Origin of the sequence: Sphingomonas sp. Leaf230, assembly GCF_001421745.1 — a bacterium.
Lineage (GTDB): Bacteria > Pseudomonadota > Alphaproteobacteria > Sphingomonadales > Sphingomonadaceae > Sphingomonas.
Window position 1 is genome coordinate 811,156 of the sequence record NZ_LMKW01000001.1, and the last position, 24,197, is coordinate 835,352.

Sequence of the window (24,197 nt, forward strand, 5' to 3'; positions counted from 1 at the left end):
CCCCGGGGGGACCAAGCATGACGTTCGAGACCATCTATACCGACGGCGATATCGATACCAACCCGACCGCCAATCCGCATATTAACGACCTGATCGAGTCGCGCTATTCGCGTCGCCAGACCTTGATGGGCGGCATGTCCGCGACCGCCGCGGCGGTGTTCGGCGGCATGTTGCTGACCGGCTGCGACGACGACAATGACGGCAACGGCTCGAGCCCCGTCACGGTGACGGCGACGGCCGGCGGCAGCTCGACCGCGGGCCGCGTCGCGACGCTCACCGGCGCAGCGATCGGCCAGGTCGACAGCGTGACCTGGACGCAGACTGCCGGCCCCGCCGTCACGCTCGCCGGTGCCTCGACCGCCACCGCGACCTTCGTCGTGCCGGGTGCTGCTGCCGGGACCGTCCTCAGCTTCCAGTTTACGGCGGTATCGGCGAGCGGTTCGGTCAGCGCGACGACCAGCGTGACCGTCGGCGCGGCTTCGCTGGGCTTCACGGCCGTTGCGAAGAGCCTCGCGGATGTCGTTGCAGTACCTTCGGGTTACGCGGTGACGGTCTTGTACCGGCTCGGTGATCCGATCGGCAGCGGCGTTGGCGCGTATGCCAATGACGGCACCGACGCGACCTTCTCGAAGCGCGCGGGCGATCATCATGATGGCATGAGCTATTTCGGCATGTCGGCCACCGGAACCCCCGACGCGAACGGCAACACGCGCGGCCTGCTCGTACTCAACCACGAGAACATCACGCAAGCCTATCTGCATCCGAACGGCCCGACCACGACCGCAGGCGCCCGTCCCGAAGCCGAAGCGCTGAAGGAGATGGAGTGCCACGGCGTATCAGTGATCGAGGTCAACCGCGCGGCCGCCTGGAGCTACACGACCGCGTCGTCCTTCAACCGTCGCATCACGCCGCTGACGCCGATGAGCTTCTCGGGCCCCGTGCGCGGTGCCGACAGCCTCAAGACGCGCTACTCGCCGGATGCCACCACGGGCCGCGGCACGATCAACAACTGTGCAAATGGTACAATGCCTTGGCACACGTACCTGACGAACGAAGAGAACTGGGTCGGGTATTTCAAGCGCGAAGTCGGCGACGCGGCGCGGCGCGCGGCAACTGGCCCGGTGGGCGTCAAGGCGAACACCTCGCTGACGCGCTACGGCAAGGGCGAGAGCAACACCGGCGGCAACTATGGGTGGTCGACGGTCACGCCAGCGGACGCGACCAGCACGCTCTACTCGCGCTGGAACATCACCGCACAGGCCAGCGCGCCTGCCGATGGCACGGGCGATTTCCGTAACGAGATCTTCCAGTACGGCTGGGTGGTCGAGATCGACCCGTTCGACGCGGCCTCGACGCCGCGCAAGCGGACCGCGCTCGGTCGCATGAACCACGAAGGCTGCCAGATCGGCCGGACGATCGCGGGCGTGAAGCCGGCCTTCTACATGGGCGACGACGCGCAGAACGAGTATATCTACAAGTTCGTGTCGGCGACACCGTGGTCGGCAGCGGATGCAACGGCCGCGAACCGCCTCGCGATCGGTGACAAGTATCTCGACGCAGGAACACTTTACGTCGCGAAGCTGGCGGCGGATGGCAGCGGTCAGTGGCTCCCGCTGGTGTTCGGCCAAGGGCCCCTCACCTCCGCCAACGCAGCCTACCCGTTCTCGAGCCAGGTCGATGTGCTGATCAACACGCGACTGGCAGCGGATGCGCTGGGTGCGACCCGCATGGACCGTCCGGAGTGGACCGCAGTCAATCCGGCGACCGGCGAGATGTATTGCACGCTCACCAACAACTCGTCGCGCACGGTGGCTACCGCGGACGGCCCTAACCCGCGCGCCTATGTCGACCCCAAGACCACGGGCGGCCAGACTACAGGTAATGCCAACGGCCACATCATCCGCCTGCGCGAGATCGGTGACACATCCGAGGCAACGACGTTCGCTTGGGACATCTATGCGTTCGGTGCCGGCTCCGATCTGGATGCGACCAACATCAACCTGTCGGGTCTCGATGCGACCAACGACTTCTCGTCGCCGGACGGCCTGTGGTTCGGTCTGCCGAGCAATGCGTCGGGGACGATCGCACCGGTGATGTGGATCGAGACGGATGACGGCGCATACACCGACGTCACCAACTGCATGCTGCTGGCATCGGTGCCGGGGATCGTCGACGATGGCGGTACGCGGACGGTGACCAACACGGTCGGTGCGGCAACCGGCTCGGTGGCGACGCGGGTCGGCAAGGCACCTGGGGCGGCGCTTCGCCGCTTCCTGGTCGGGCCGAAGGAGTGCGAGATCACCGGTATCCATACGACGCCGGACGGCCGGTCGCTGTTCGTCAACATCCAGCATCCGGGTGAGAATGGCGGGCCGACGAACATCACCAGTAGCTGGCCGGCTAACCAGGCTGGCGCGGTGACGGCTCCTTCGCGGCCGCGGTCCGCGACGATCGTGATCACGAAGACCGACGGGGGTGTCGTGGGGCTTTAAGCTCGAGAACCCTTGCGATCCTCCCCCGCAAGGGGGAGGTGGCACCGAAGGTGGCGGAGGGGGCGGACACGGAGCATCAGTTTTCGTTTCCGCCCCCTCCGTCTGGCAAGTGCCAGCCACCTCCCCCTGGCGGGGGAGGATTTTAGTGCCCCTCGATCACACCGACAAACCCCACCCCGGCGGAGGCCGGGGTCCAGTTGGGGGACGTTGCTGATTGGCGCTGCGCTTCGTTATTGCCACCTCTCCAACTGGGCCCCGGCCTTCGCCGGGGTGGGGCAGTTTCAAAGGGTGGTGCAATTTCAGGGGTGCCGCGTCCCGCAGGCCTTAAACCGTTCCCGGCGGGATCCGCGCGAGAGCCTCCTGCTCGATCTTCTCCAACTCATCCCGCGTCTGGACGATCGCCTCTCGCTGCGCATCCAGCAGGTCGATACGCTGGCGACACCGCTCCGCCAGCGCCCGCATCTGCTCCACATGCTGCGGATCGGCGTCGTAGAGGTCGAGGAACTCCTCGATATCGCGCAGCGTGAAGCCGAGACGTTTACCGCGCAGGATCAGCTGCATCCGAGCCACTTCGCGCCGCGTGTAGACGCGCGTCGTGCCGATCCGGCAGGGCTCGATCAGCCCCTTGTCCTCGTAGAACCGCAGTGTCCGCGCGCTCACGCCGAGCATGCGCGAGACTTCCTGTATGCCGGTAAGATCGTCCTGTCGGTCGTTCACGCGTCCACTCCCCTCGCCTCCGACGCCGCCGCCTTTGCGGTCTCTTCAGCGACAAGTTCCTTTTTGGATAGCTTGCCGATCAGCGTCTTGGGGAGACTGTCGCGGATTTCTACCTCGCGGGGAAGCTCGATCTTGCTGATCTTGTCGCGGAGAAAATCGCGTAGTTCGAGCGGGGTAGCGGCCGCACCTTCGGCCAGCACGACGAACGCTTTCGGCGCTTGGCCGCGGTACTTGTCGGGCACGCCGATCACCACCGCTTCGAGAACCGCGGGGTGTTCGTACAACGCCTCCTCGATCATGCGCGGGTAGACGTTGTAGCCGCCGGCGAGGATCAGGTCCTTGATCCGGTCGACGATAAACAGATAGCCGTCGGCGTCGAGATGGCCGACGTCGCCGGTGCGCAGCGCGCCGTCCGCGAACAGGTCTGCGGTGGCAGCGGGCTTGTGCCAATAGCCTTGCGTGATCTGGGGTCCGCGCGCGCAGATCTCGCCATTCTCGCCGATTGGCAACAGGCGCGTCGGGTCTTCGCGATCGCGGATCTCGATCGTCGTGCCGGGGAACGGCAGCCCCGCGGAGCCTGGCTTGTTGAGGCCATCGATCGGGTTGCACGTGATGATCGGCGAGGCTTCAGACAGGCCATACCCCTCGCAGAGCTTGGCGCCGGTCGTTGCCTCGAACGCGATCCGCACTTCCGCCGGCAGCGGTGCGCCGCCGGAAATGCACGCATGGATCGAAGACAGGTCGATCTTCTGCGTCTCGGCGGCGGTGGTGATCGCGGCGTAGATCGTCGGCACCGCGGGGAAATAGCTCGGCTTGGTCCGGTCGATCGTCTTGAGCAGTTGCTGCAATTCGAAGCGCGGCAGCAGGATCATCTCCGCGCCGGTGCGGATCGAATAGGTCAGCACGGTGGTCAGCGCGAAGACGTGGAACAGCGGCAACGCACCGAGCACGCGGTCCTGATGCGGCTGCTCGCCACCGACGAACACCACCATCGCGTCAGCGTTCGCGACGAGGTTGGCGTGGCTGAGCATCGCTGCCTTGGGCTCGCCGGCGGTGCCGCCGGTATATTGCAGTACCGCGACCTCGTCAGGGGAGACCGAAACCGGGGACGGCGCACCCTTCGCCTTGAGCAGCGCGTCGAACGTGGAATGGCGCGCATCGTTAGGGGCATGACCGATCTCGGCGCGCTTGAAGATGCGGTAGGCGATCGACTTCACCGTCGGCAGCGCGCCGGCGATCGGACAGGTGATGACATGCTTCACGCCCATCTGCCCCGCGACCTTGAGCACGCGTGCGTGGATCTCGGCGATGTCGCAGGTGGCGATGATCGTTGCGCCCGAATCCTCTAACAGGTGCGCGAGCTCGCGCTCGACGTAGAGCGGGTTGACGTTGACGACGACGCCGCCCGCCTTGAGGATCGCGAAGAACAGAATCGGATAATAGGGCGTGTTCGGCAGGCATAGCGCGACGCGCGTGCCCTTCACGACACCCATGTCCTGGAGCCCCCGCGCTGCACGGTCGACCGACTCGCCGAGCTCAGCATAGGTCAGCGTCCGGCCCATGAAGTCGAGCACGTTGCGCGACCCGAACCGCTGCACCGACAGGTCGAGCATGTCGCCCAGCAGCCGCGGCTCGCCCAGCAACGGAACGCCGATCGCCTTGCCCTCGGAAGTGTCCTGCATCTCGCTCTCCATTGCTCAGTGTGCGTAAGCCATATTGTCGGCCGCTTCACCTTGACGTAAAGGTGAGGTATCGCACCTTAAGGGTAACCCGCAAGCGTTAACCGGGTCGACCGCAATATGAGAGGATCATCGTGACCAACGTCGTCATCGCCGGGTACGCCCGTTCGCCGTTCCACCTCGCCGGCAAGGGCGAGCTCGCCCGTGTCCGTCCGGACGATCTCGCCGCGCAGACGATTCGCGGGTTGCTCGACAAGACCGGCGTCGATCCCGCCGAGATCGAGGACATCATCCTCGGCTGCGCGTTCCCCGAGGGCGAGCAGGGCCTCAACGTCGCCAAGCTGATCGCACAGATCGCCGACCTGCCGATCTCGGTCGGCGGCATGACCGTGAACCGGTTCTGCGGCTCGTCGATGAGCGCGATCCACGTCGCCTATGGCCAAATCGCGGTTGGCGCGGGCGAGGCGTTCATCTGCGCGGGCCTCGAATCGATGAGCCGGGTGCCGATGGGCGGCTACAACCCCCTCCCCAACCCCGCGCTCGCGAAGAAGAGCGCCGGCGCGTACATGGGTATGGGCGAAACTGCCGAAAACGTCGCGCGGCAGTACCAGATCACGCGCGCCGAGCAGGACGCATTCGCGGTCAAGAGCCAGGACAAGGCCGCCGCGGCTCGCGCCGATGGCCGCTTGTCCGACGAAATCGTGACGATCCAGACCAAGGCGGGCCCGGTCAGCCAGGACGGCACGATCCGCGCCGGCACGACCACCGAAGCGCTCGCCGGCCTGAAGCCTGCGTTCAGCGCGGATGGCTCGGTGACCGCAGGCACCTCGTCGCCGCTGACTGATGGTGCGTCCGCGGTGCTTATCACCTCGGAGGAGTTCGCGAAGAAGCACGGGCTGACGATCCTCGCGCGGATCAAGTCGATCGGCGTGTCGGGTTGCGCGCCCGAGACGATGGGCCTCGGCCCGATCGGTGCGTCGAAGAAGGCGCTGGAGCGTGCCGGGATCACCGTCGCGGACCTCGACGTGGTCGAGATCAACGAGGCGTTCGCGAGCCAGGCGATCGCCTGCATCCGCGATCTCGGGCTGAAGGACGAGACGATCAACCTCGACGGCGGCGCGATCGCGATCGGCCATCCGCTCGGCGCGACCGGCGCGCGGATCGTCGGCAAGGCGGCCGCGCTGCTGTCGCGCGAGGGCGGCCGCTATGCGCTGGCTACCCAGTGCATCGGCGGCGGTCAGGGCATCGCTACGGTGCTGGAGCGCGCATGATGGTCGACGCTGTGAAAAAGGTCTGCGTCATCGGCGCGGGCGTGATGGGCGCGGGTATTGCGGCGCAGGTCGCCAATGCCGGCATCCCGGTGCTGCTGCTCGACATCGTGCCGCGCGACCTGCCCCAGGGTGACGACCGCGATGCGGTGGCCAAGGGCGCGGTCGCCAAGATGCTCAAGACCGACCCCGCCCCCTTCATGTCGAAGCGCGCGGCCAAGCTGGTCGAGACGGGCAATATCGACGATCATCTCGACCGCGTTGCGGAGTGCGACTGGATCGTCGAGGCGATCGTCGAGCGACTCGACATCAAGCAGGCGCTCTACGCCAAGCTCGAGGCGCTCAAGCGTCCCGGCACCGCGGTGTCGTCGAACACCTCGACGATCCCGCTCGGCAACCTCGTCGAGGGGCGCTCGGACCAATTCAAGGCCGACTTCCTGATCACGCACTTCTTCAACCCGCCGCGCTACATGCGGCTGGTCGAGATCGTCCGCGGCGTGGCAACCGACGTCGCGGTCGCCGAGAAGGTCGAGGATTTCGTCGATCGCTTCATGGGCAAGCGGATCGTCCGCGCGAAGGACACGCCGGGCTTCATCGCGAACCGCATCGGCACCTATTGGCTGGCGATCGCGATCAACGCGGCGATGGACCAAGGGCTGACCGTCGAGGAAGCCGACCAGATCGGTGGCCGTCCGATGGGCGTGCCGAAGACCGGGATCTTCGGGCTGGTCGACCTCGTCGGCGTCGATCTCATGCCGCTGCTGTCGAAGAGCCTCTCCTCCACGCTTCCGGCTGGCGATCCGTATTTCGATACGGTCCGCCCGCTGCCGCTGGTCGACAAGATGATCGCGGAAGGGTTCACCGGCCGCAAGGGCAAGGGCGGCTTCTACCGTTTCGACAAGGCGACACGCACCAAGCTGTCGCTCGACCTCGCGACGGGCGAGTACCGTGCGGAAGCGAAGCCCGCGGACCTGCCCGGCAAGACCGGCAAGGACCTCGCGGCGCTGATCGCGGAGCCGGGCAAGATCGGCACCTATGCGTGGACGATCCTCGGCAACACGTTGTCCTACGCCGCGATGCTCGTCGGCGAGGCGGCGGACGATGTCGTTGGGATCGATGATGCGATGAAGCTCGGTTACAACTGGAAATACGGGCCGTTCGAGCTGATCGACCGGATGGGGCCCGGTGCGCTCGCCGCGCGCCTTGCCAAGGAAGGTCGCGACGTTCCTGCTATCCTGACGACCGCGGGTGATCGTCCGTTCTACCGCGTCGAGAACGGCCAGCGTCAGTATCTCACGGCTGGCGGCGAGTATGCCGACGTGCCGCGCGCGGACGGCGTCGAACTGCTGGAGGACATCAAGCTCCGCTCGCAGCCGATCCTCACGAACCTGTCCGCCTCGCTCTGGGATGTCGGTGACGGCATCGCGGCGCTCGAATTCCACACCAAGATGAACGCGCTCGACGATCAGGTCGTGGCGCTCATCAACGAGGCGATCCCGGTCGTCCGCGAGCGGTTCAAGGCGCTGGTGGTATATAACGAGGCGTCGAACTTCTCGGCGGGCGCCAACCTCGGCGCGGCGATGTTCGCGGTCGGGGCGGGCCTTTGGGACATGGTCGAGGCCAGCGTCTCGGGTGGTCAGCAGGCATACAAGGCGCTCAAATACGCGCCCTTTCCGGTCGTCAGCGCGCCCGCCGGCCTCGCGTTGGGTGGCGGGTGCGAGATACTGCTCCACTCCGACGCGGTGCAGGCGCATGCCGAGACCTATGCAGGCCTCGTCGAGTGCGGCGTCGGGCTCGTCCCCGGCTGGGGCGGCAATGGCGAGATGCTCGACCGCTGGACCAAGTCGCGTACGCTACCGAACGGGCCGATGCCGGTGCTGACGAAGGTGTTCCAGGCGGTCTCCACCGCTCAGGTCGCCAAGTCGGCGGCGGAGGCGAAGGAGATGATGATCCTGCGCAAGGCCGACGGCATCACGATGAACCGCGACCGATTGCTCGCGGATGCGAAGGCCAAGGCGCTGTCGCTGGTCGACGGCTATGTCGCGCCGGAGAAGCCGACCTTCCGCCTGGCGGGCGCGAGCGGCCGGACGGGCCTGAACATGGCGGTCGCGGACTTCCACAAGAAGGGCATGGCGACCGACTACGATCTCGTCGTCGCAGATCGTCTCGCCGAGGTGCTCACCGGCGGCGAGGCCGACCTTGTCGACACCGTGACCGAGGACCAGTTGCTCGACCTTGAGCGCGCGGCGTTCATGGCGAGCGTGAAGGATCCGCGGACGCAGGCGCGAGTCGTGCACATGCTGCAGACTGGCAAACCACTCCGCAACTAAGACTGTTCCCCCGTGAAAGCGGGGGCCCAGGGTCAAGCAGCGTTGCGTTCGTGATCCTGGGCCCCCGCCTGCGCGGGGGCACACCATGCGCATGAACACTTTTTCACCCCCTGGAATCAGTAAGAAGACTTGACTTGTCTTCGTACAATTCTAGTCGGGACCGATAACTGCCGTATACGGCAACAAGGTCGCGATAACGTCGCCGGCTTTACGAGATTTTAGCGACCGTACGCATACGGCGCGCCAAACGACACTAGGAGAGGATAGAAGATGTCCCTGTTGATCGCCACCGCCCTGCTCGCCGGCGCGTCTGCCACGCCCGAGACCGTCATCGGCCGCTGGAAGACCGAGACGCACAACGCCATCGTCGAGATCGCCCGGTGCGGCCCGTCGATCTGCGGCAAGATCCTCACCTCCGACGCGCTGCGCGCCAATCCTTCGATGAAGGACGCGAACAATTCCAACACCGCGCTCCGCAATCGCCCGATCCAGGGCCTGCAGATGCTCAGCGGCTTCAAGTCGGACTCAGACGGTGTCTGGAGCAGTGGCCAAGTCTACAATGCCGAGGACGGCAAGACGTATAGCGGCAAGATCACGCCGCTTGGCGCGAACCAGTTGAAGCTGCGCGGCTGCGTCTTCTTCCCGCTCTGCAAGACCCAGACCTGGACGCGCGTGCGCTGAGGCGCGGCTTCCACCTCCCTATTATCAGTATAGCTTTCAGGACCTTACCCATGATGCTTCGCACCAGAGCTCCGCTTCTCGCGGTATCCGCGCTCGTGTCCGCCTTCGGCTTCGCCAGCACAGCCTACGCCGACGCCTTCTATCTCCAGGCGCAGTCCGCGCGTGGCGCCGGTCGCGCATTCTCGGGCGAAGGTGCCGACACCGGTCCTGACTCGCTGTGGTGGAACCCGGCCGCGATCGCCGGTATCCGCGACGGCAGCGCGACACTGAGTGCAAGCGCGATCCTGCCCAAGGGCGACGTGGTCGACACCGGCACGCTCATCGGCCGCCCGACCTTCTCGCCCACGACCGGCCGGCCAACCGGGTTCAATTACGCGCCGGTCGGCGGCAACGGTACGTCGAGCGATCCGATCAACAAGGGCGTCGTTCCGTCGGGCGCGATCGCATACCCGCTGACCGACCGGATCGCGATCGGCGTCGCGGTGACGTCGCCCTTCAGCTTCACCACCAATTACGAAGCGAACAGCTGGGCACGCTACAGCGCGGACAAGACGCGGCTGCGGACGATCGACATCCAGCCGTCGATCGGCGTTGCAGTGACCGACTGGCTCCGGGTCGGTGGTGCGCTGAACGTCGAATATACCGACGCGACGCTGAACAACGCCCTCCCCAACCTGTCGGCGGCGCTGCCCGACGGCTTCCAAGAGCTGAAGGGTGACGGTTGGGACTTCGGCTGGACCGCCGGCGTTCAGCTTCACAACAACTTCGCCACCGTCGGTGTCAGCTACAAGTCGAGCATCCGCCACAATCTGAAGGGCAGCCTGAACATCACCGGGCTGGTCGGCCCGCTGGCAAGCTCGAACGTCTCGATCGATGGCGCCAAGGCGAGCTTCAACACGCCGGGCCAGGTGATCGTCGCCGGTCGCATCCGCGCCACAAACGCGCTGACGCTCAACGCGCAGGTCGTCGCGTACAACTGGAGCAAGTTCGACACGATCGATCTCGGCGCCCCGCTGAACACCGCGATCCCCGAAAACTACCAGGACAGCTGGAGCCTCGCAGGCGGCTTCGATTACGCCGTCACCCCCAAGGCGACGATCCGCGCGGGTGTCCAGCGCACCAAGACACCGACGCAGGACGGCCTGCGCGATGCCCGCGTACCCGACGCCGACCGCTGGACCTATGCGGCAGGTGGGTCGTACCAGCTGACCTCGCGCATCGCGCTCGACGCCGCAGCGCAGTATGTCGATTTCGAGAACACCACGATCGACCGCAGGACGGCTGCCTATGTCGGCACCGCCGCACAGACGAACATCCTGACCTCGGGCGCACTGCGCGATGCGTCGGCCGTCGTGCTGTCGCTCGGTGGCCGGCTGAGCTTCTAAGGGTTCTGCTGTCACGATCCTCCCCCTCGCGGGGGAGGATTTTTATACCTCGACCAATCTCAAACCGTCGGCGTAGACGCCCTGCTTGGCCGCGTACGACGCGGCGGACATCTTCAGTCCCGCAATAGTTTCCGGGGAGAGTTCGCGCACCGCCTTGGCCGGCGCGCCGACGATCAGGCTCCCGGCCGGAAACACCTTCCCTTCGGTCACCAGCGCGTTGGCGCCGATCAGGCAATCGTCGCCGATCACCGCGTTGTTGAGGATCGTCGCGCCCATCCCGACCAGCACATTGTCGCCGATCGTGCAGCCGTGGAGGATCGCGTGATGGCCGATCGTGCAGCCTTTGCCGATGCTAAGCGGCGCGTCCGGATCGGAGTGCAGCATTGCGCCCTCCTGGATGTTGGTCCGCGCACCGACGAGTATCGGCGTATTGTCCGCACGGATCACGGCCCCGAACCAGACGCTAGCCCCCTCCCCCAGCCGTGCGTCGCCGATCACGTCGGCGGAAGGCGCGATCCAGACGTCGTCGGCCAGCGTCGGTCGTTTACCCTCGATCTCGTAGAGCGGCATCAGGCAGCGTCCCTTTCTTTCACCCGCGCGCGGAACGCGTGGAGCAGCGGCTCGGTATAACCGCTCGGCTGCGTCAGGCCATCGAACACGAGTGCGCGGGCGGCCTGGAACGCTAGGCTCTCGTCCTCCTGCCCCGCCATCGGCCGATACAACGGATCGCCCGCATTCTGCGCATCGACCTTCGCCGCCATCCGCCGCAGCGCCGCATCCGCCTCGTCGGGGGTGGCGATACCGTGGAGCAGCCAGTTCGCCATGTGCTGCGAACTGATCCGCAGCGTCGCGCGGTCCTCCATCAGGCCAATGTCGTGGATGTCGGGCACCTTCGAACAGCCGACCCCCTGGTCGACCCAGCGCACGACATAGCCGAGGATACCCTGCGCGTTGTTCTCCAGTTCCTCACGAACTTCGTCGGGCTGCCAGTTATGTCCGGTCGCGACGGGGATCGTCAGCAGCGCGTCGAGCGAGGCGATCGGCTCGGCCTTGCGCTCCGCCTGCCGCGCGAACACATCGACGCGGTGGTAGTGCGTCGCGTGCAGCGTCGCGGCGGTGGGCGACGGCACCCAGGCGGTGTTCGCGCCGGTCATCGGATGCGCGATCTTCTGCTCGAGCATGTCGGCCATCCGGTCCGGCGCGGCCCACATGCCCTTGCCGATCTGCGCCTTGCCGCTGAGCCCGCAGGCGAGCCCGATCTGGACGTTGCGATCCTCATACGCCTTGATCCACGACGAGGCCTTCATGTCGCCCTTGCGGATCATCGGCCCCGCCCGCATCGAGGTGTGCATCTCGTCGCCGGTGCGATCGAGGAAGCCGGTGTTGATGAACACCACGCGGTCCTTCACCGCGGCGATACACGCGGCGAGGTTTGCCGAGGTGCGGCGTTCCTCGTCCATCACGCCGACCTTGATCGTGTGGCGCGCGAGGCCGAGTAGATCCTCGATCGCGTCGAACAGCCGGTTGGTGAAGGCGGCCTCGCCGGGGCCGTGCATCTTTGGCTTGACGATATAGATCGAGCCCGCGCGGCTGTTGCGGATCGGGCCGGTGGTCTTCAGGTCGTGTAAGCCGATTAGCGACGTGACGATACCGTCGAGGATACCCTCCGGCGCTTGCTTCCCGTCGGCGAGAAGGATTCCAGGCGTGGTCATCAGGTGACCGACGTTACGCACGAACATCAGGCTGCGGCCGGGGAGCGTGAACGCGCTGCCGTCTTGCGCGGTGTACTGCCGGTCCGGTTCGAGCGCGCGCGTGACCGTGCGGCCGCCCTTGGCGAAGCTGGCGGTCAGGTCGCCCTTCATCAGCCCCAGCCAGTTGGCGTAGGCGGCGACCTTGTCTTCGGCATCGACCGCCGCGATCGAATCCTCCAGATCGGCGATCGTGCTGAGCGCGGATTCGAGCACGACGTCGGCGAGGTTCGCAGGGTCGTCGCGACCGATCGGATGCTCAGAGTCGATCACGAGTTCGATGTGCAGGCCGTTGTGATGCAACAGGATATTATCACCTGCATGCCCGACGAGCTGGCTCGGCTCGGCGAGCTCAGGTGTGCCACCCGCCCAGTCGGTCCACGATCCGTTCGCCAACGGCACCGCATCGTCGAGGAACGCCTTCGCCCACGCGATCACCTGCGCACCTCGGGCGGCATCATATCCCTTGCCCGACGCCGCGTCGGGGATCGCATCGGTGCCGTAGAGCGCATCGTACAGACTTCCCCAACGCGCGTTCGCGGCGTTCAGCAGGAAGCGGGCGTTGAGGATCGGCACCACCAATTGCGCGCCGGCGAGCGAGGCAACCTCCGCATCGACGTTGGTCGGGGCAACCGCGAACGGCGCAGGCTCGTCGACCAGATAGCCGATCTCGCGCAGGAACGCCTGATAGTCCGGCTGGTTGATCCGCTTGCCGGCCCGGGCTTCGTGCCAGGCATCGATCTTGGACTGGAGGTCATCGCGGACCGCAAGCAGCGTCGCGTTCTCCGGCGCGAACTTGGCGTAGATGTCCGAGACGCCCTGCCAGAACGCGGCCGCGTGTAGGCCCGTGCCTGGCAGCGCCTGCGTATCCATGAAGTCCACCAGCGATGCGGCGATCTTCAGACCTGCCTTTTCGATCATCTCGGCCATGCTGCTCTCCTATGCTCCGGTAGCACGATAGACGCCCGCCACCTTCGCCACTAGACATCATAAACCGAAAGCTGTTGATCGCCTGGAGAACGAATGGATCCCGACATCGTCCTTTTCGCCGAAGTCGTGCGCACCGCCAGCCTGAGTGCGGCGGGGCGTTCGATGGGTATCTCGCCGGCGATGGTCTCGAAGCGGATCGCGCGGCTTGAGGCGCGGCTGGGCGTGCGGTTGCTCAACAGGACGACGCGCCGCCTCGACCTCACCGCACGCGGTGCCGCCTATCATCGCGACATGGTGGAGATTCTCGCCGCGATCCGCGACGCCGAGGCGCGCGTGTCGGACCGCACGGATACGCCGGGCGGACCATTGCGGGTCAGCGCCCCCACGTCGTTCGGTCGCCTCCACATCGCGCCGCACCTCAAGCCGTTTCTCGACGCGTATCCGGCGATCGAACTCAACCTCGATCTGTCGGACGGCTTCTCGGATGTGATCGGCGACCGGCTCGACCTCGCGATCCGGATCACCCCAGCCGTGCCGCCAAGCCTGACCGGCCATCGCCTCGCCGACAGCCGTCGCGTCCTCTGCGCTGCGCCGAGTTACAGTGCCTCGCGCGATGCGGCCGACCTTACCGAACACCGCCTGCTCGCAGCGAAGGACCAGATGCCGTGGCGCTTGGCCGGACCCGATGGCGACGTCACGATCGATCGCCCGAGCTACGTCGCGACCAATTCCAGTGAGGTGGTGCGCGAACTCACGCTGGCCGGCGTCGGCATCGCGCTGCGCTCGCTATGGGATGTCAGCGCGGACTTGGCGGGCGGTCGCCTCGTGCGTGTCCTCCCGGAACTGGCTGGGTCGGCTGACGTCGGAATTTATGCGGTGCATGCACGGGGTCCCGTATCGGCGGGCACCACCGCACTACTCGATTACCTGCGTGGTCTCTGGTCGCCAAAGCCGCCGTGGGAGTCCTGAACGAGGTCGATCGTCACCGCATCGATCCGCCGCAGCATCGCGACGAACTGCTCGACTTCCGCCCCCGAGAAGCCCGCGAAGATGCGCTGCTCCAGATCGAGCGCCTTCGGTGCGACCGACGCATAGAGCGTGTGGCCGTCGTCGGTCAGCCTCAGCAGGTGCGAGCGACGATCCTCCGGGTTCGCATGCCGCTGCATCAGCCCACGTTCGACCAGGGCGATCGCCGCCCGGCTGACGGTGACCTTGTCCATGCGGGTCTGCTGGCCGACCTGCTGCTGCGTGATACCGTCCGCCTCGGCGACCACCGCCACCAGTCGCCACTCCGGGATCGTCAGCCCGAACAGCGCCTCATACGTGTCCGCCACCGCCTCGCTCACGAGGTTCGAAGTGATCGAGAGGCGATACGGGATGAAATCGTCCAGGACGAGTGCGCGGGTGGCATCGGAGTTGGGCATATCAAAATCGTAACGATTGACACCAGTTGTTCAACCCGCCAGATTGGTAACAACGGATACCAACTGTCAGGATGTGATCATGGACCATATGGACGTAAACCCGATGGGTCTCGACGGGTTCGAGTTCGCCGAGTTCACCTCGCCCGATCCCGATCGGATGGCCGCGCAGTTCGAGCAGTTCGGCTTCGTCGCCGCCTCGACCCACCCGACCAAGGCCGTCACCCGCTACAAGCAGGGCCGCATCAACCTGCTCCTTAACCGTGAGGACGGTGGTCATGCGGCGGCGTTCCGCGCGGATCACGGCCCGTCGGCGAGCGGCATGGCGTTCCGCGTCCATGATGCCAAGGAAGCGTTCGACGCGGCGCTCGCACGCGGCGCGAAGGCGGCCGATGCCAGCACGGGCGCGCTCGGCGAGGGCGGCTATGTGCTCGAGGGGATCGGCGGTTCGCTGCTGTATCTTGTCGACAAGCACGGCGTTGCCGGCAGCCTGTACGGCGACTGGAATGCGGTTCCGGGCGCGGCCGAAGCGGAGGCCGAGAACAATGTCGGGCTCGACCTGCTCGACCACCTTACGCACAACGTGAAGCGTGGCCAGATGCGGACCTGGGCCGAGTTCTACGGCCAGATCTTCGGCTTCGAGGAGCAGAAGTATTTCGACATCAAGGGCAAGGCGACCGGCCTGTTCAGCCAGGCGATGATCGCCCCCGACCGCGCGATCCGCATCCCGCTCAACGAGAGCCAGGACGACAAGAGCCAGATCGAGGAATTCATCAAGGATTACAACGGCGAAGGTATCCAGCATCTCGCGCTGACCACCGACGATATCTTCGAGACGGTCGAGAAGCTGCGCGCGCGCGGCGTCAAGCTGCAGGACACGATCGAGACCTATTACGAGCTGGTCGACAAGCGCGTGCCGAACCACGGCCATGACCTCGAACGCCTGCGCCGCAACCGCATCCTGATCGACGGCAATGTCGGCGAGGAGGGGCTGTTGCTCCAGATCTTCACCGAGAACATGTTCGGGCCGATCTTCTTCGAGATCATCCAGCGCAAGGGGAATGAAGGCTTCGGCAACGGCAATTTCCAGGCGTTGTACGAGAGCATCGAGCTCGATCAGATCCGCCGCGGGGTGATCACGGTCGACGCGTAAGTTCTAAGCCCCCTCCCTCGGGGAGAGGGAAAGGCGCCCCAGCGCCGAGGGTGAGGGCGCGCGCGACGCCAGCACGTGCCCTCACCCTTCCGCCGCGCAAGTGCGCGTCTCCCTCCCTCTCCCCCGAGGGAGAGGGGCAGAAAGAGTTTGAACGGCCGGCGGTTCGGGCGTTGATCGGAACAGGTGACGGAGAGGAAGCCATGACAATCCACCAGCCGACCAATGCCGCAGGCGAGACCGCCGGCCAGATCGAAGACACGGCGTATCAGCCCGGCTTCGGCAACCACGTATCGACCGAGGCGATCCCCGGCGCGCTGCCGATCGGCCGCAATTCGCCGCAGCGCCCCGCGTTTGGGCTCTATACCGAGCAGCTGTCCGGTACCGCATTTACTGCGCCGCGCCACGAGAACCGCCGCAGTTGGCTCTACCGGATGCGCCCGACTGCCGAGCATCCTCCGTTCGAGCGCTACAAGCGTGCAGAACGGTTTGCGCCCGGCACCACCGACGCGCCGCTCGCGCCTAATCGCCTGCGCTGGGACCCGATCACCGCCCCCGCTCCGAATACCGACCTGATCGACGGCATGACGACGATGCTCGCCAACCGCGATCCCGCCGATCTCGAAGGCGTCGCGCTCCACGTCTACGCGGCCAACACCGACATGGCTGACCGCGTGTTCATGGATGCGGACGGCGAACTGCTGTTCGTGCCGCAGGCCGGACGGCTCCGGTTACTGACCGAACTCGGCCGGATCGACATCGCGCCCGGTCAGATCGCGCTGATCCCCCGCGGCGTCCGCTTCCGCGCCGAACTCCCCGATGGCGAGGCACGCGGCTATGTCGCGGAGAACCACGGCGCGTTGTTCCGGCTGCCTGATCTCGGCCCGATCGGTGCAAACGGCCTCGCCAACCCGCGCGATTTCGAGACGCCGGTCGCGTGGTTCGAGGACCGCGACGAACCGGTCGAGGTCGTTCAGAAGTTCATGGGGTCGCTGTGGACGACTACGCTCGATCACTCGCCGCTCGACGTCGTCGCGTGGCACGGCAACCTCGCGCCGTGGCGCTACGACCTGTCGCGGTTCAACACGATCAACACGGTCAGCTTCGACCATCCCGATCCGTCGATCTTCACGCTGCTGACTTCGCCGAGCGACGTGCCCGGCCGCGCGAACGCCGATTTCGTGATCTTCCCGCCACGCTGGATGGTCGCCGAGGGCACGTTCCGCCCGCCCTGGTTCCACCGCAACGTCATGTCGGAGGCGATGGGGCTGATCACCGGCGCATACGATGCGAAATCCGAAGGGTTCGCGCCAGGTGGGATTTCGCTGCACAACCTTATGTCCGGCCACGGGCCGGATTTGGCGAGCTGGCAGGGTGCGAGCGCGGCCGACCTGAAGCCGCACAAGATAGACGGGACGATGGCGTTCATGCTGGAGAGCTGCTGGCCGTACAAGCCGACCGCCTATGCACTCGAGCATTCGCAGCTCGATTACGACGCGGTCTGGTCGGATTTCCCCAAGGCGATCCTGCCGAAGTGAACCTTACTCTGCACGGCTACTGGCGCTCGACCGCCGCCTACCGCGTCCGCATCGCGCTGGGCGTGAAGGGCGTCGCTTACGAACAGGTCACGCACGACCTTCGCAAAAATGCGCAACGCGAGGCCGGCTACCGCGCGCTCAACCCGCAGGGGCTCGTGCCGGCACTGGAGGCAGATAATGCGGTCCTGACGCAGAGCCCGGCGATCCTCGAATGGATCGACGAGACCTATCCAGATCCGCCGCTCCTTCCCGTCGACGCGAACGACCGGGCGATCGTCCGCGCGATGGCCGCGACGATCGCGTGCGATATCCATCCGGTGAACAATCTCCGCATCCTGAACGCCTTGCGCGCCGAGTTCGGGGCGGACAAGGCGACGGTAAACCGCTGGATCGCGCGGTGGATCGGCGACGGTTTCGCCGCGCTCGAGACGCAGATCGCGCGCTATGGTGACGGCTTCGCATTCGGTGCGACACCGACGATCGCCGATTGTCACCTCGTCCCGCAGGTCTATTCGGCCGAGCGGTTTGCGGTCGATCTATCGCCTTACCCCCGCCTCAAGGCCGCAGCCGACAAAGCCCGCGTCCTATCCGCTTTTGCCGTTGCTCACCCCGACCGGCAGCCGGACGCGGATTGCGCATGAGCGACGGCGAACGGCTGATCGCTACCCCCGTCGGGATCAAGCTCGTGCCGCTCGACGCCATCGCAGACGGCAATGCGCGGAACTTCGTGCTCCAGATGCGGGCAGGCCGCTTCCACGGGTTCGTCGTGCGCAAGGACGACGCGGTGTTCGGCTATGTCGATCGCTGCCCGCACATGGGCCTGCCGCTCGCGCAGGTGCTCGACGATTATCTCACGCCGCGCGGTGACCTGATCGCGTGCAGCTGGCACTCCGCTCTGTTCGAGATCGACAGCGGCGCATGCGTCGGCGGACCATGCGGGGGAACGCGGCTGACGCCTTGGCCCGTCGCGGTTGTCGACGGGATGATCGTCACCGCAGGCTGACGCGGCGGGCGACTTGCGCTAAGGAGCGGCCCCTCACCCCAGCATGATAGACCGATGACTGAAACCCTCCCCATCCGCGTCGTGGCGCTGTACCGCTTCACGCCGTTCGCCGACATCGCCGCGATCCAGCCACCCCTCGCGCTCGCCTGCTGTTCAAACGGGGTGAAGGGGACGCTGCTGCTCGCCGCGGAGGGGATCAACGGGACGATCGCCGGGTCCGAAGAGGCCATCGATGCGGTGCTCGCGCATATCCGCGCGCTGCCGGGATGTGCCGACCTCGACGTCAAGGAATCGCGCGCGGAGACGATGCCGTTTCACCGGATGAAGGTTCGGCTGAAGCGCGAGATCGTGACGATGGGCGAGCCTGCGATCGATCCGCTGGAGGGCGTCGGCCATTATGTCGAGCCGGCGGACTGGAATGCGCTGATAGCCGAGCCGGGGACGATCGTGATCGATACGCGCAACGATTACGAGGTCGCGGTCGGGACGTTTGCCGGCGCAGTCGATCCGCAGACGCGGACGTTTCGCGACTTTCCGGCGTGGTTTCGCGAGCATCGTGACGAACTGGTCGGGGACGGCCCGCCGCCGAAGATCGCTATGTTCTGCACCGGGGGGATACGGTGCGAGAAGTCGACCGCGTTCCTAAAGGCCGAGGGGCTGGACGAAGTGTATCATCTCAAGGGCGGTATCCTGAAATATCTGGAGACCGTGCCCGCGGCGGAGAGCCTGTGGGAGGGGGAGTGTTTCGTGTTCGATCAGCGGGTTGCGGTTGGACATGGGCTCACGTTGGGAAGTCATGTGCTGTGCCATGCGTGCCGGATGCCGGTGAGTGTCGAGGACAGTGCATCGCCGCTTTATGTCGAGGGGGTGAGTTGCCCGGCGTGTCATGACGCGCGGGACGAGGTGCAACGGGCTGGGTATGCGGAGCGCGAGCGGCAGGTGCGGTTGGCTGAGGCTCGGGGCGAGGCGCATGTAGGGGCGGTGTTGGGCAAGCCCCAAGACGCGGATTGATCCGCACCGCCTTGACCGGTTTCACCACCCCGGCGAAGGCCGGGGTCCAATTGGGGAACGGCGCTAACGAAGCGCAGTTTGCCGTTACTACAAACTTTCCAATTGGACCCCGGCCTTCGCCGGGGTGGTGGCGTAGAGGGCTAACCGGTTGTTGCTAAACGTGTGGCCAACGCCGCGTTACCCTGCGAAACCGCTAGCGAATGCACGCTGTTCCCTGCCGCATCGACGATCGCCAGGTCCGCGCCGTGCTCCAGCAACAGGTCGATGATCGCCGTCCTGTTCACCAACGCCGCCATCATCAACGAAGTCTGTCCGACGCCATTGCGCCGGTTCACGTCGGCGCCCGCGTCGAGCAGGATCTGCGCAATCTCGGTATAGCCCTTGAAGCAGACGCCCATCAGCGCGGTACTGCCGCGCGCGTCCGCCGCGCCATCGACCTGCGCGCCTGCTGCGAGCAAAGCCGCGGTGGCTTCGGCTTGGCCGTTATAGCTGGCGATCACCAGCGGCGTGTAGCCCTTCGCGTCGGTCACCTCGATATCGACGCCCGCCTGCAACAACGCCGGGATCATCTCGGCCCGCCCCGTACGCGCGGCGTCGAACATCAGTTCGACCAGCCGTTCCATCGGCGGCAGCGGCGGCAAATCTCGCGCGTCAGTCATCATTCGCCTCGATGATATGCGGCACGAACCGCGCGAGATTGCGCGTTACGACCGTGTCATCCTCCCGAACGCCGATCCCCGCGGCTTCGTTGCCGACCATCCACGCGCCGATCACCGGATGGCGGCCGTCGAACACGGGTGGAGGCGCACAGGCCTGACGGATCGCGCCCTCCGCGCCGTACCCTTGGTCGAGCACCGCGTGGCCGTCTTCGCCGATCACCTCCACGTTCGCGCCTTCACGCGAGAACAGCGGTTTGCGCACATATTTCGGCCCAAGAATCTTCGCGGCGGGATCGTCGTCGAAGAACGCGGGGAGCAGGTTCGGATGCTCGGGATGCCGCTCCCACAACAGGGGCAGGATGCCCTTGTTCGACAGGATCGACTTCCACGCGGGCTCGATCCAGCGCACGTCGGCGCGCGACAGGTTGGGCGCGTACGGCTCGCGGAGCATGAACTCCCACGGATACAGCTTGAACGCCGCCTGCACCTCGAAGCCATCGGTATCGATGAAACGGCCGTCAGCGGCGAGGCCGATATCCTTCATCTCGACGAACTTAGGCTCGATCCCAACCTGCGACGCCAGATCCTCGAAGAACCGCACCGTCTGACGATCCTCGACCGCACTCGCGTCCGCCGCGAAATGGACGAAGCCGCCGCTCGGAAACAGCGCACGGAACCGCTCGCGCAGCTTGTCGAACAGGCTGTTGAACTGGTCCGTCCCTGCCGGCAGCTTGCCGCTTGCAAGCAGATCCTCAAGCCACATCCATTGGAACGTCGCACATTCGAACACAGAGGTCGGCGTGTCGGCATTATACTCGTAGAGCTTGGCCGGCCCGGTCCCGTCATAGGCAAAGTCGAACCGTCCGTAGAGCGATGGCTGGCGCGTCCGCCACGTCTCTGCGACGTAGTTCCACTGCTCGCGCGGGATCGCGAGGCGTTCCATCAACTGCTGGTCGCGGACCACCTCGTCGACCAGATCGAGGCACATCGCGTGCAGCTGTTCCGCGGCGGGTTCGAGGTCGTCCTCGATCTCCGCCAGCGTGAAGCTGTACGCCGCGCCCTCGTCCCAATACGGTTCGCCATCCGTGTCGTGATAGACGAACCCGATCGCGTCGGCCCGTTCGCGCCAGTCGCCGCGCGGGTCGACCGCGATCCGGCGCATCAGGAGTCCGACGTCTTGGAGTCGTCGCGCTGCTCGATCTGCAACGTCTGGCCGAGTTCCGGGGTCTTGGGGGCCGTCAGGCGCGCGAGCACGTCGTCCGCCGAAGACTGGCCGGGGCCGATGCCTGCCAGCCGCAGCTTCTCGTCGAGATCGGCGCCGGTGCGACGATCCTCGAGTTCACCCGCAGCCTTGATGCGCTCGCCGCGGATCGCCTGCCGCTCGCGAATACGTGCGAGGCTGTCCGCAGCCGAGCCGAGCTTGTTGCCTGCGCCCATGCTGCCCGACGCGACCGAGGCCTGCGCCTTCTGCACCGACTCGTTGACCTTGACGACCTCGACCTCGCGGCGGAGCTGTTCGATTTTCCGATCAGTCTGCGCGACGGCGGTGTGGATCTGTTCCTCGGCGGCGCGCATGTCCTCGACCTGGGGGGACTTCAGCGCGATGTCCTGCTCGAGGTCCGCGATCCGCTGCGCGACTTGGCGCGCGAGGTCCATGTTGCCCTTTTCGACCGCGATGCGTGCGGAGGCCTCGTACTTGGTTGCCTGAGCACGGAAGCTCTCGACCTCGGTTTCGAGGATGCGGCGACGTGCTACCAGCCCGGCGAGATCGTCGCGTGCCTTGCCTTGCGCCTTGTCAGCATCGCGAATTTCCTGGTCGAGGATACGCAGCGCGTTCGCGTCGACGACCGCCGCACCCGCTTCGTGCGCACCGGCGCGACCGAGGGTGAAAAGCTTGCTCCAGATGGCCATGCCAGTCTCTCCGTTTGTATCAGTTCAGGCGGCGGGAATCTGCGCGTGGCGCAGGTCGGTAGCCGCATCGATCGCATTCTCGGCAAGCGTGCGCAGTTCGATGATCACGGTATCGAGCGGGCTCGACGTCGCAAGTTCGCCGAACAGCTCGTAATAGTCGCGGCCATCGACGGTGCCGATCCCGAAGTTCGACAGCGGCACCAGCTTCTGCGACTTCAGCAGGAAGGTGTTGAACGCCAGCTGGTCCTCCTGCTCGTCGCACGGCCACAGCAAGGTCGAGCACGCGATCTGCGCCTCGCTGACGTTGACGAACAGTTCGAGGTCGCCGTGGTGGTGCATCGTCACCAGCAGCACCGGGTCCGCGCCTTCCAGGATCCGCGCGGAAAACTCGCCGGCTTTCGCAGGCTCGGACGTGTCGAGCGCGGCTTTCAGGCTGCGGACGGTCCAGATGTCGGTCAATGCAAGAACTCCCCTGCTTGTCGCTCGCGCAGACACATAGGCGCAGGCGGAGGGCACGCCAATGGCGCTTTGCGACGGCTCGCGCTTTGGCCTAAGAGGCATGCCAACCACAGAGACGCGAGGATTGCATGTTCGATCGCCTGTTCGGCCGCAAGCCAGCGCTTGACGGCAACGCCCTGCCCGTCGTCCGCAACGTCACGCTGGGGCGGACGGTGACGGTCGATCCGCTGGCGTGGCGCCGGTTCGGCTCGGAACTCCTGTTCCCGTTCGACCGCGATACGCTGGTGATTGTCGCGCAGGGTCTGATCGACCTCAACGAAGGCGGCTTCGTCCACCGGTTCTACACCGACGACGACATCATGTTCCAGGCGGTGTCGAACGATCGCGACGGGCAGGACGTGACGGACGTCACGTTGTTCGCACCGTGGGACAGCAGCTATCCGTCGTCCGCCGCCGAGCGCCCGGCGTGGAAAAGCCGGCTCAGGGCACGCACCTTCACCGCCGAAGGGCTGCCCGAATACAGCCGCGCATGGTTCGGCCCCGAAGCGAGCGAGCAAGAGCCGGTGACGTTCTGGGAGGAACTGCACGACGACCGCGACGGGATCGTCGACCGCCGGATCTTCCAGACCTGCATGCTGTTCAGCCGCGACCTGCCAGGCGACGACGGGCGCGAACTGCTGCTCGCGATCGACATGGAGACCGAAGCCGGCGACGTCTCGTTCGAGATCATGCTGGGCGTGGCACTGGAACTCGGCGAGTTCAGGGCCTAGCGTCGCGCGCAGACGGCTCCGGGGGAAATGCCATGATCGATCAATACAGCTTCGGCGCCAGCGCGCTCGCCTTCCTGATCGCGTTCGTCGCGGCGGGGGCGTTCACGATTCTGTTCAAGATCGTTTATCAGGTCGCGACGCCGTATCACGAGAAGTCGCTGATCCGCGAAGGTAACACCGCCGCGGCGATCACGCTGGGTGCAGCGCTGCTCGGCTATGTCCTGCCGCTCGCGTCGGCGCTGACGCATACCGTCAGCCTCATCGAGTTCGCGGTGTGGGCGTTGCTCGCGGGCGTGATCCAGATCGTCACGTTCCTGGTGGTCCAGCATTTCGTGATGCGCGACTTCAACGACCGGATCGTCCGCGGTGAAATCGCGGCGGCGACCTACATGGGCAGCATCTCGCTGTGCGTCGGCATCCTCAACGCCGCCTGCATGACGAACTGAGAGGCATAGCGATGAAGCGTTCCAGATCGATCGTCCTCACCAGCCTGATCGCAGGCTCGGGCATTTCGCTGACCGCGTGCGACGGCGATGTCGGCGGCAAGCCCGTCGAGGCGCAGAGCTATGCGTCGGTACAAGAGTGCCGCGCGGCGGGTGCGTTGTCGGCGGTACAGTGCGACACCGCGTTCGAGCAGGCGAAGGCCGATGCCGCGAAGACCGCACCGCGGTTTCAGGACCGGCAGACTTGCGAAGAGCAATACGGCGCCGCGCAGTGCGAGCCGCGCAACAACGGCAGCGACGGCAGCTTCTTCACGCCGCTGCTGACGGGCTTCCTCGTCGGGCAGGCACTCAACGGTGGCTTTGGCAACCGCGGCGCGCCGATGTACCGCGACCGCGACGGCAATTATTACGGTGGCGCCGGTGGGCGGATCAACCGGGACTATGTGACGGGCCGTACCCGCGTCGGCTCCGACGCCTTCACGCCGACCACCGCCAGAGCCCCTGCCCGCGTCCAGTCGCGCAGTTCGGTGATCTCGCGCGGTGGCTTCGGCGGTGGCTTTGGTGGTCGCAGCTTCGGGGGGTAACGCGGCCGCTACCCCCTT

23 protein-coding genes are annotated in these 24,197 nt (G+C 65.9%); 14 read left to right on the forward strand and 9 right to left on the reverse strand.

Annotated elements, in window-relative coordinates; genetic code table 11:
• Positions 1–17 precede the first annotated feature (17 nt).
• Complete coding sequence (locus ASE82_RS03590) at positions 18–2,492, forward strand: PhoX family protein (protein WP_056058929.1); 2,475 nt, start codon at positions 18–20, stop codon at positions 2,490–2,492.
• Between the two features lie 324 nt (positions 2,493–2,816).
• Here ASE82_RS03590 and ASE82_RS03595 read toward each other — a convergent pair whose 3' ends face one another.
• Both ASE82_RS03595 and ASE82_RS03600 read right to left on the reverse strand, forming a co-directional pair.
• Complete coding sequence (locus ASE82_RS03595; protein WP_056058932.1) at positions 2,817–3,209, reverse strand: MerR family transcriptional regulator; 393 nt, start codon at positions 3,207–3,209, stop codon at positions 2,817–2,819.
• Entirely contained in the window at positions 3,206–4,891 is a 1,686-nt protein-coding gene (locus ASE82_RS03600; RefSeq protein WP_056059617.1) for a long-chain-fatty-acid--CoA ligase, read from the reverse strand. Before ASE82_RS03600 ends, ASE82_RS03595 begins: the two co-directional genes overlap by 4 nt.
• 131 nt (positions 4,892–5,022) lie before the next feature.
• Between ASE82_RS03600 and ASE82_RS03605 the strand changes: the two genes are divergently transcribed.
• The 4 genes from ASE82_RS03605 (at position 5,023) to ASE82_RS03620 (ending at position 10,552) form a co-directional block, all read left to right on the forward strand.
• Entirely contained in the window at positions 5,023–6,159 is a 1,137-nt protein-coding gene (locus ASE82_RS03605) for a thiolase family protein (protein WP_056058934.1), read from the forward strand.
• Positions 6,159–8,486, forward strand: coding sequence for a 3-hydroxyacyl-CoA dehydrogenase/enoyl-CoA hydratase family protein (locus ASE82_RS03610; protein ID WP_056059619.1), 2,328 nt, complete (start codon positions 6,159–6,161; stop codon positions 8,484–8,486). The genes ASE82_RS03605 and ASE82_RS03610 overlap by 1 nt, the downstream gene beginning before the upstream one ends.
• Before the next feature lie 270 nt (positions 8,487–8,756).
• Entirely contained in the window at positions 8,757–9,167 is a 411-nt protein-coding gene (locus ASE82_RS03615; protein ID WP_056058937.1) for a DUF2147 domain-containing protein, read from the forward strand.
• A gap of 50 nt (positions 9,168–9,217) precedes the next feature.
• Positions 9,218–10,552: an OmpP1/FadL family transporter gene (locus ASE82_RS03620; protein WP_056058941.1), complete on the forward strand. Its 1,335-nt coding sequence runs from the start codon at positions 9,218–9,220 to the stop codon at positions 10,550–10,552.
• 42 nt (positions 10,553–10,594) lie between these two features.
• Here ASE82_RS03620 and ASE82_RS03625 read toward each other — a convergent pair whose 3' ends face one another.
• Both ASE82_RS03625 and ASE82_RS03630 read right to left on the reverse strand, forming a co-directional pair.
• The gene (locus ASE82_RS03625) at positions 10,595–11,122 is read right to left on the reverse strand and encodes a gamma carbonic anhydrase family protein (protein WP_056058942.1); all 528 of its coding nucleotides are present in this window, start codon (positions 11,120–11,122) and stop codon (positions 10,595–10,597) included.
• Positions 11,122–13,230, reverse strand: a complete 2,109-nt coding sequence (locus tag ASE82_RS03630; protein ID WP_200910642.1) for a malate synthase G — start codon at positions 13,228–13,230, stop codon at positions 11,122–11,124. Before ASE82_RS03630 ends, ASE82_RS03625 begins: the two co-directional genes overlap by 1 nt.
• Positions 13,231–13,323: 93 nt before the next feature.
• Here ASE82_RS03630 and ASE82_RS03635 point away from each other — a divergent pair, with 93 nt between their 5' ends.
• Positions 13,324–14,199 carry a LysR family transcriptional regulator gene (locus ASE82_RS03635; RefSeq protein ID WP_056058945.1) on the forward strand — a complete coding sequence of 292 codons (876 nt, stop codon included), beginning with the start codon at positions 13,324–13,326 and terminating at the stop codon, positions 14,197–14,199.
• Here ASE82_RS03635 and ASE82_RS03640 read toward each other — a convergent pair.
• Positions 14,154–14,654 carry a MarR family winged helix-turn-helix transcriptional regulator gene (locus ASE82_RS03640; protein WP_200910643.1) on the reverse strand — a complete coding sequence of 167 codons (501 nt, stop codon included), beginning with the start codon at positions 14,652–14,654 and terminating at the stop codon, positions 14,154–14,156. The genes ASE82_RS03635 and ASE82_RS03640 overlap by 46 nt on opposite strands.
• A 79-nt stretch (positions 14,655–14,733) precedes the next feature.
• Between ASE82_RS03640 and hppD the strand changes: the two genes are divergently transcribed.
• From hppD to trhO, 5 genes are all read left to right on the forward strand, one after another.
• Entirely contained in the window at positions 14,734–15,804 is a 1,071-nt protein-coding gene (hppD, locus tag ASE82_RS03645) for a 4-hydroxyphenylpyruvate dioxygenase (protein WP_056058948.1), read from the forward strand.
• A gap of 200 nt (positions 15,805–16,004) precedes the next feature.
• Entirely contained in the window at positions 16,005–17,339 is a 1,335-nt protein-coding gene (hmgA, locus tag ASE82_RS03650; protein ID WP_056058951.1) for a homogentisate 1,2-dioxygenase, read from the forward strand.
• The gene (maiA, locus tag ASE82_RS03655) at positions 17,336–17,980 is read left to right on the forward strand and encodes a maleylacetoacetate isomerase (RefSeq protein WP_056058954.1); all 645 of its coding nucleotides are present in this window, start codon (positions 17,336–17,338) and stop codon (positions 17,978–17,980) included. Before hmgA ends, maiA begins: the two co-directional genes overlap by 4 nt.
• Positions 17,977–18,342, forward strand: a complete 366-nt coding sequence (locus ASE82_RS03660) for a Rieske (2Fe-2S) protein (protein ID WP_056058957.1) — start codon at positions 17,977–17,979, stop codon at positions 18,340–18,342. Before maiA ends, ASE82_RS03660 begins: the two co-directional genes overlap by 4 nt.
• 54 nt (positions 18,343–18,396) lie before the next feature.
• The gene (gene trhO, locus ASE82_RS03665; RefSeq protein WP_056058959.1) at positions 18,397–19,353 is read left to right on the forward strand and encodes an oxygen-dependent tRNA uridine(34) hydroxylase TrhO; all 957 of its coding nucleotides are present in this window, start codon (positions 18,397–18,399) and stop codon (positions 19,351–19,353) included.
• 140 nt (positions 19,354–19,493) lie between these two features.
• Here the strand turns inward: trhO and ASE82_RS03670 are convergent, their stop codons facing one another.
• Genes ASE82_RS03670 through ASE82_RS03685 form a run of 4 tightly spaced genes read right to left on the reverse strand, consistent with a single transcriptional unit; the run spans position 19,494 to position 22,382 of the window.
• The gene (locus ASE82_RS03670) at positions 19,494–20,012 is read right to left on the reverse strand and encodes an ankyrin repeat domain-containing protein (protein WP_056058963.1); all 519 of its coding nucleotides are present in this window, start codon (positions 20,010–20,012) and stop codon (positions 19,494–19,496) included.
• Positions 20,005–21,174: a glutathionylspermidine synthase family protein gene (locus ASE82_RS03675; protein WP_056058966.1), complete on the reverse strand. Its 1,170-nt coding sequence runs from the start codon at positions 21,172–21,174 to the stop codon at positions 20,005–20,007. Before ASE82_RS03675 ends, ASE82_RS03670 begins: the two co-directional genes overlap by 8 nt.
• On the reverse strand, positions 21,174–21,923 hold the full coding sequence (locus tag ASE82_RS03680; RefSeq protein ID WP_056058968.1) for a PspA/IM30 family protein: 750 nt from the start codon (positions 21,921–21,923) through the stop codon (positions 21,174–21,176). Before ASE82_RS03680 ends, ASE82_RS03675 begins: the two co-directional genes overlap by 1 nt.
• 24 nt (positions 21,924–21,947) lie before the next feature.
• Entirely contained in the window at positions 21,948–22,382 is a 435-nt protein-coding gene (locus tag ASE82_RS03685; RefSeq protein ID WP_056058971.1) for a YjfI family protein, read from the reverse strand.
• Positions 22,383–22,510: 128 nt separating this feature from the next.
• Here ASE82_RS03685 and ASE82_RS03690 point away from each other — a divergent pair, with 128 nt between their 5' ends.
• From ASE82_RS03690 to ASE82_RS03700, 3 genes are read left to right on the forward strand one after another with little or no spacing between them, the layout of a single operon-like run.
• Entirely contained in the window at positions 22,511–23,152 is a 642-nt protein-coding gene (locus tag ASE82_RS03690) for a DUF2491 family protein (protein WP_056058974.1), read from the forward strand.
• A 32-nt stretch (positions 23,153–23,184) separates the two neighbouring features.
• Positions 23,185–23,598: a DUF350 domain-containing protein gene (locus tag ASE82_RS03695; RefSeq protein WP_056058976.1), complete on the forward strand. Its 414-nt coding sequence runs from the start codon at positions 23,185–23,187 to the stop codon at positions 23,596–23,598.
• An 11-nt stretch (positions 23,599–23,609) separates the two neighbouring features.
• Positions 23,610–24,179, forward strand: coding sequence for a DUF1190 domain-containing protein (locus tag ASE82_RS03700; RefSeq protein WP_056058979.1), 570 nt, complete (start codon positions 23,610–23,612; stop codon positions 24,177–24,179).
• The last annotated feature ends 18 nt before the right edge of the window (positions 24,180–24,197 follow it).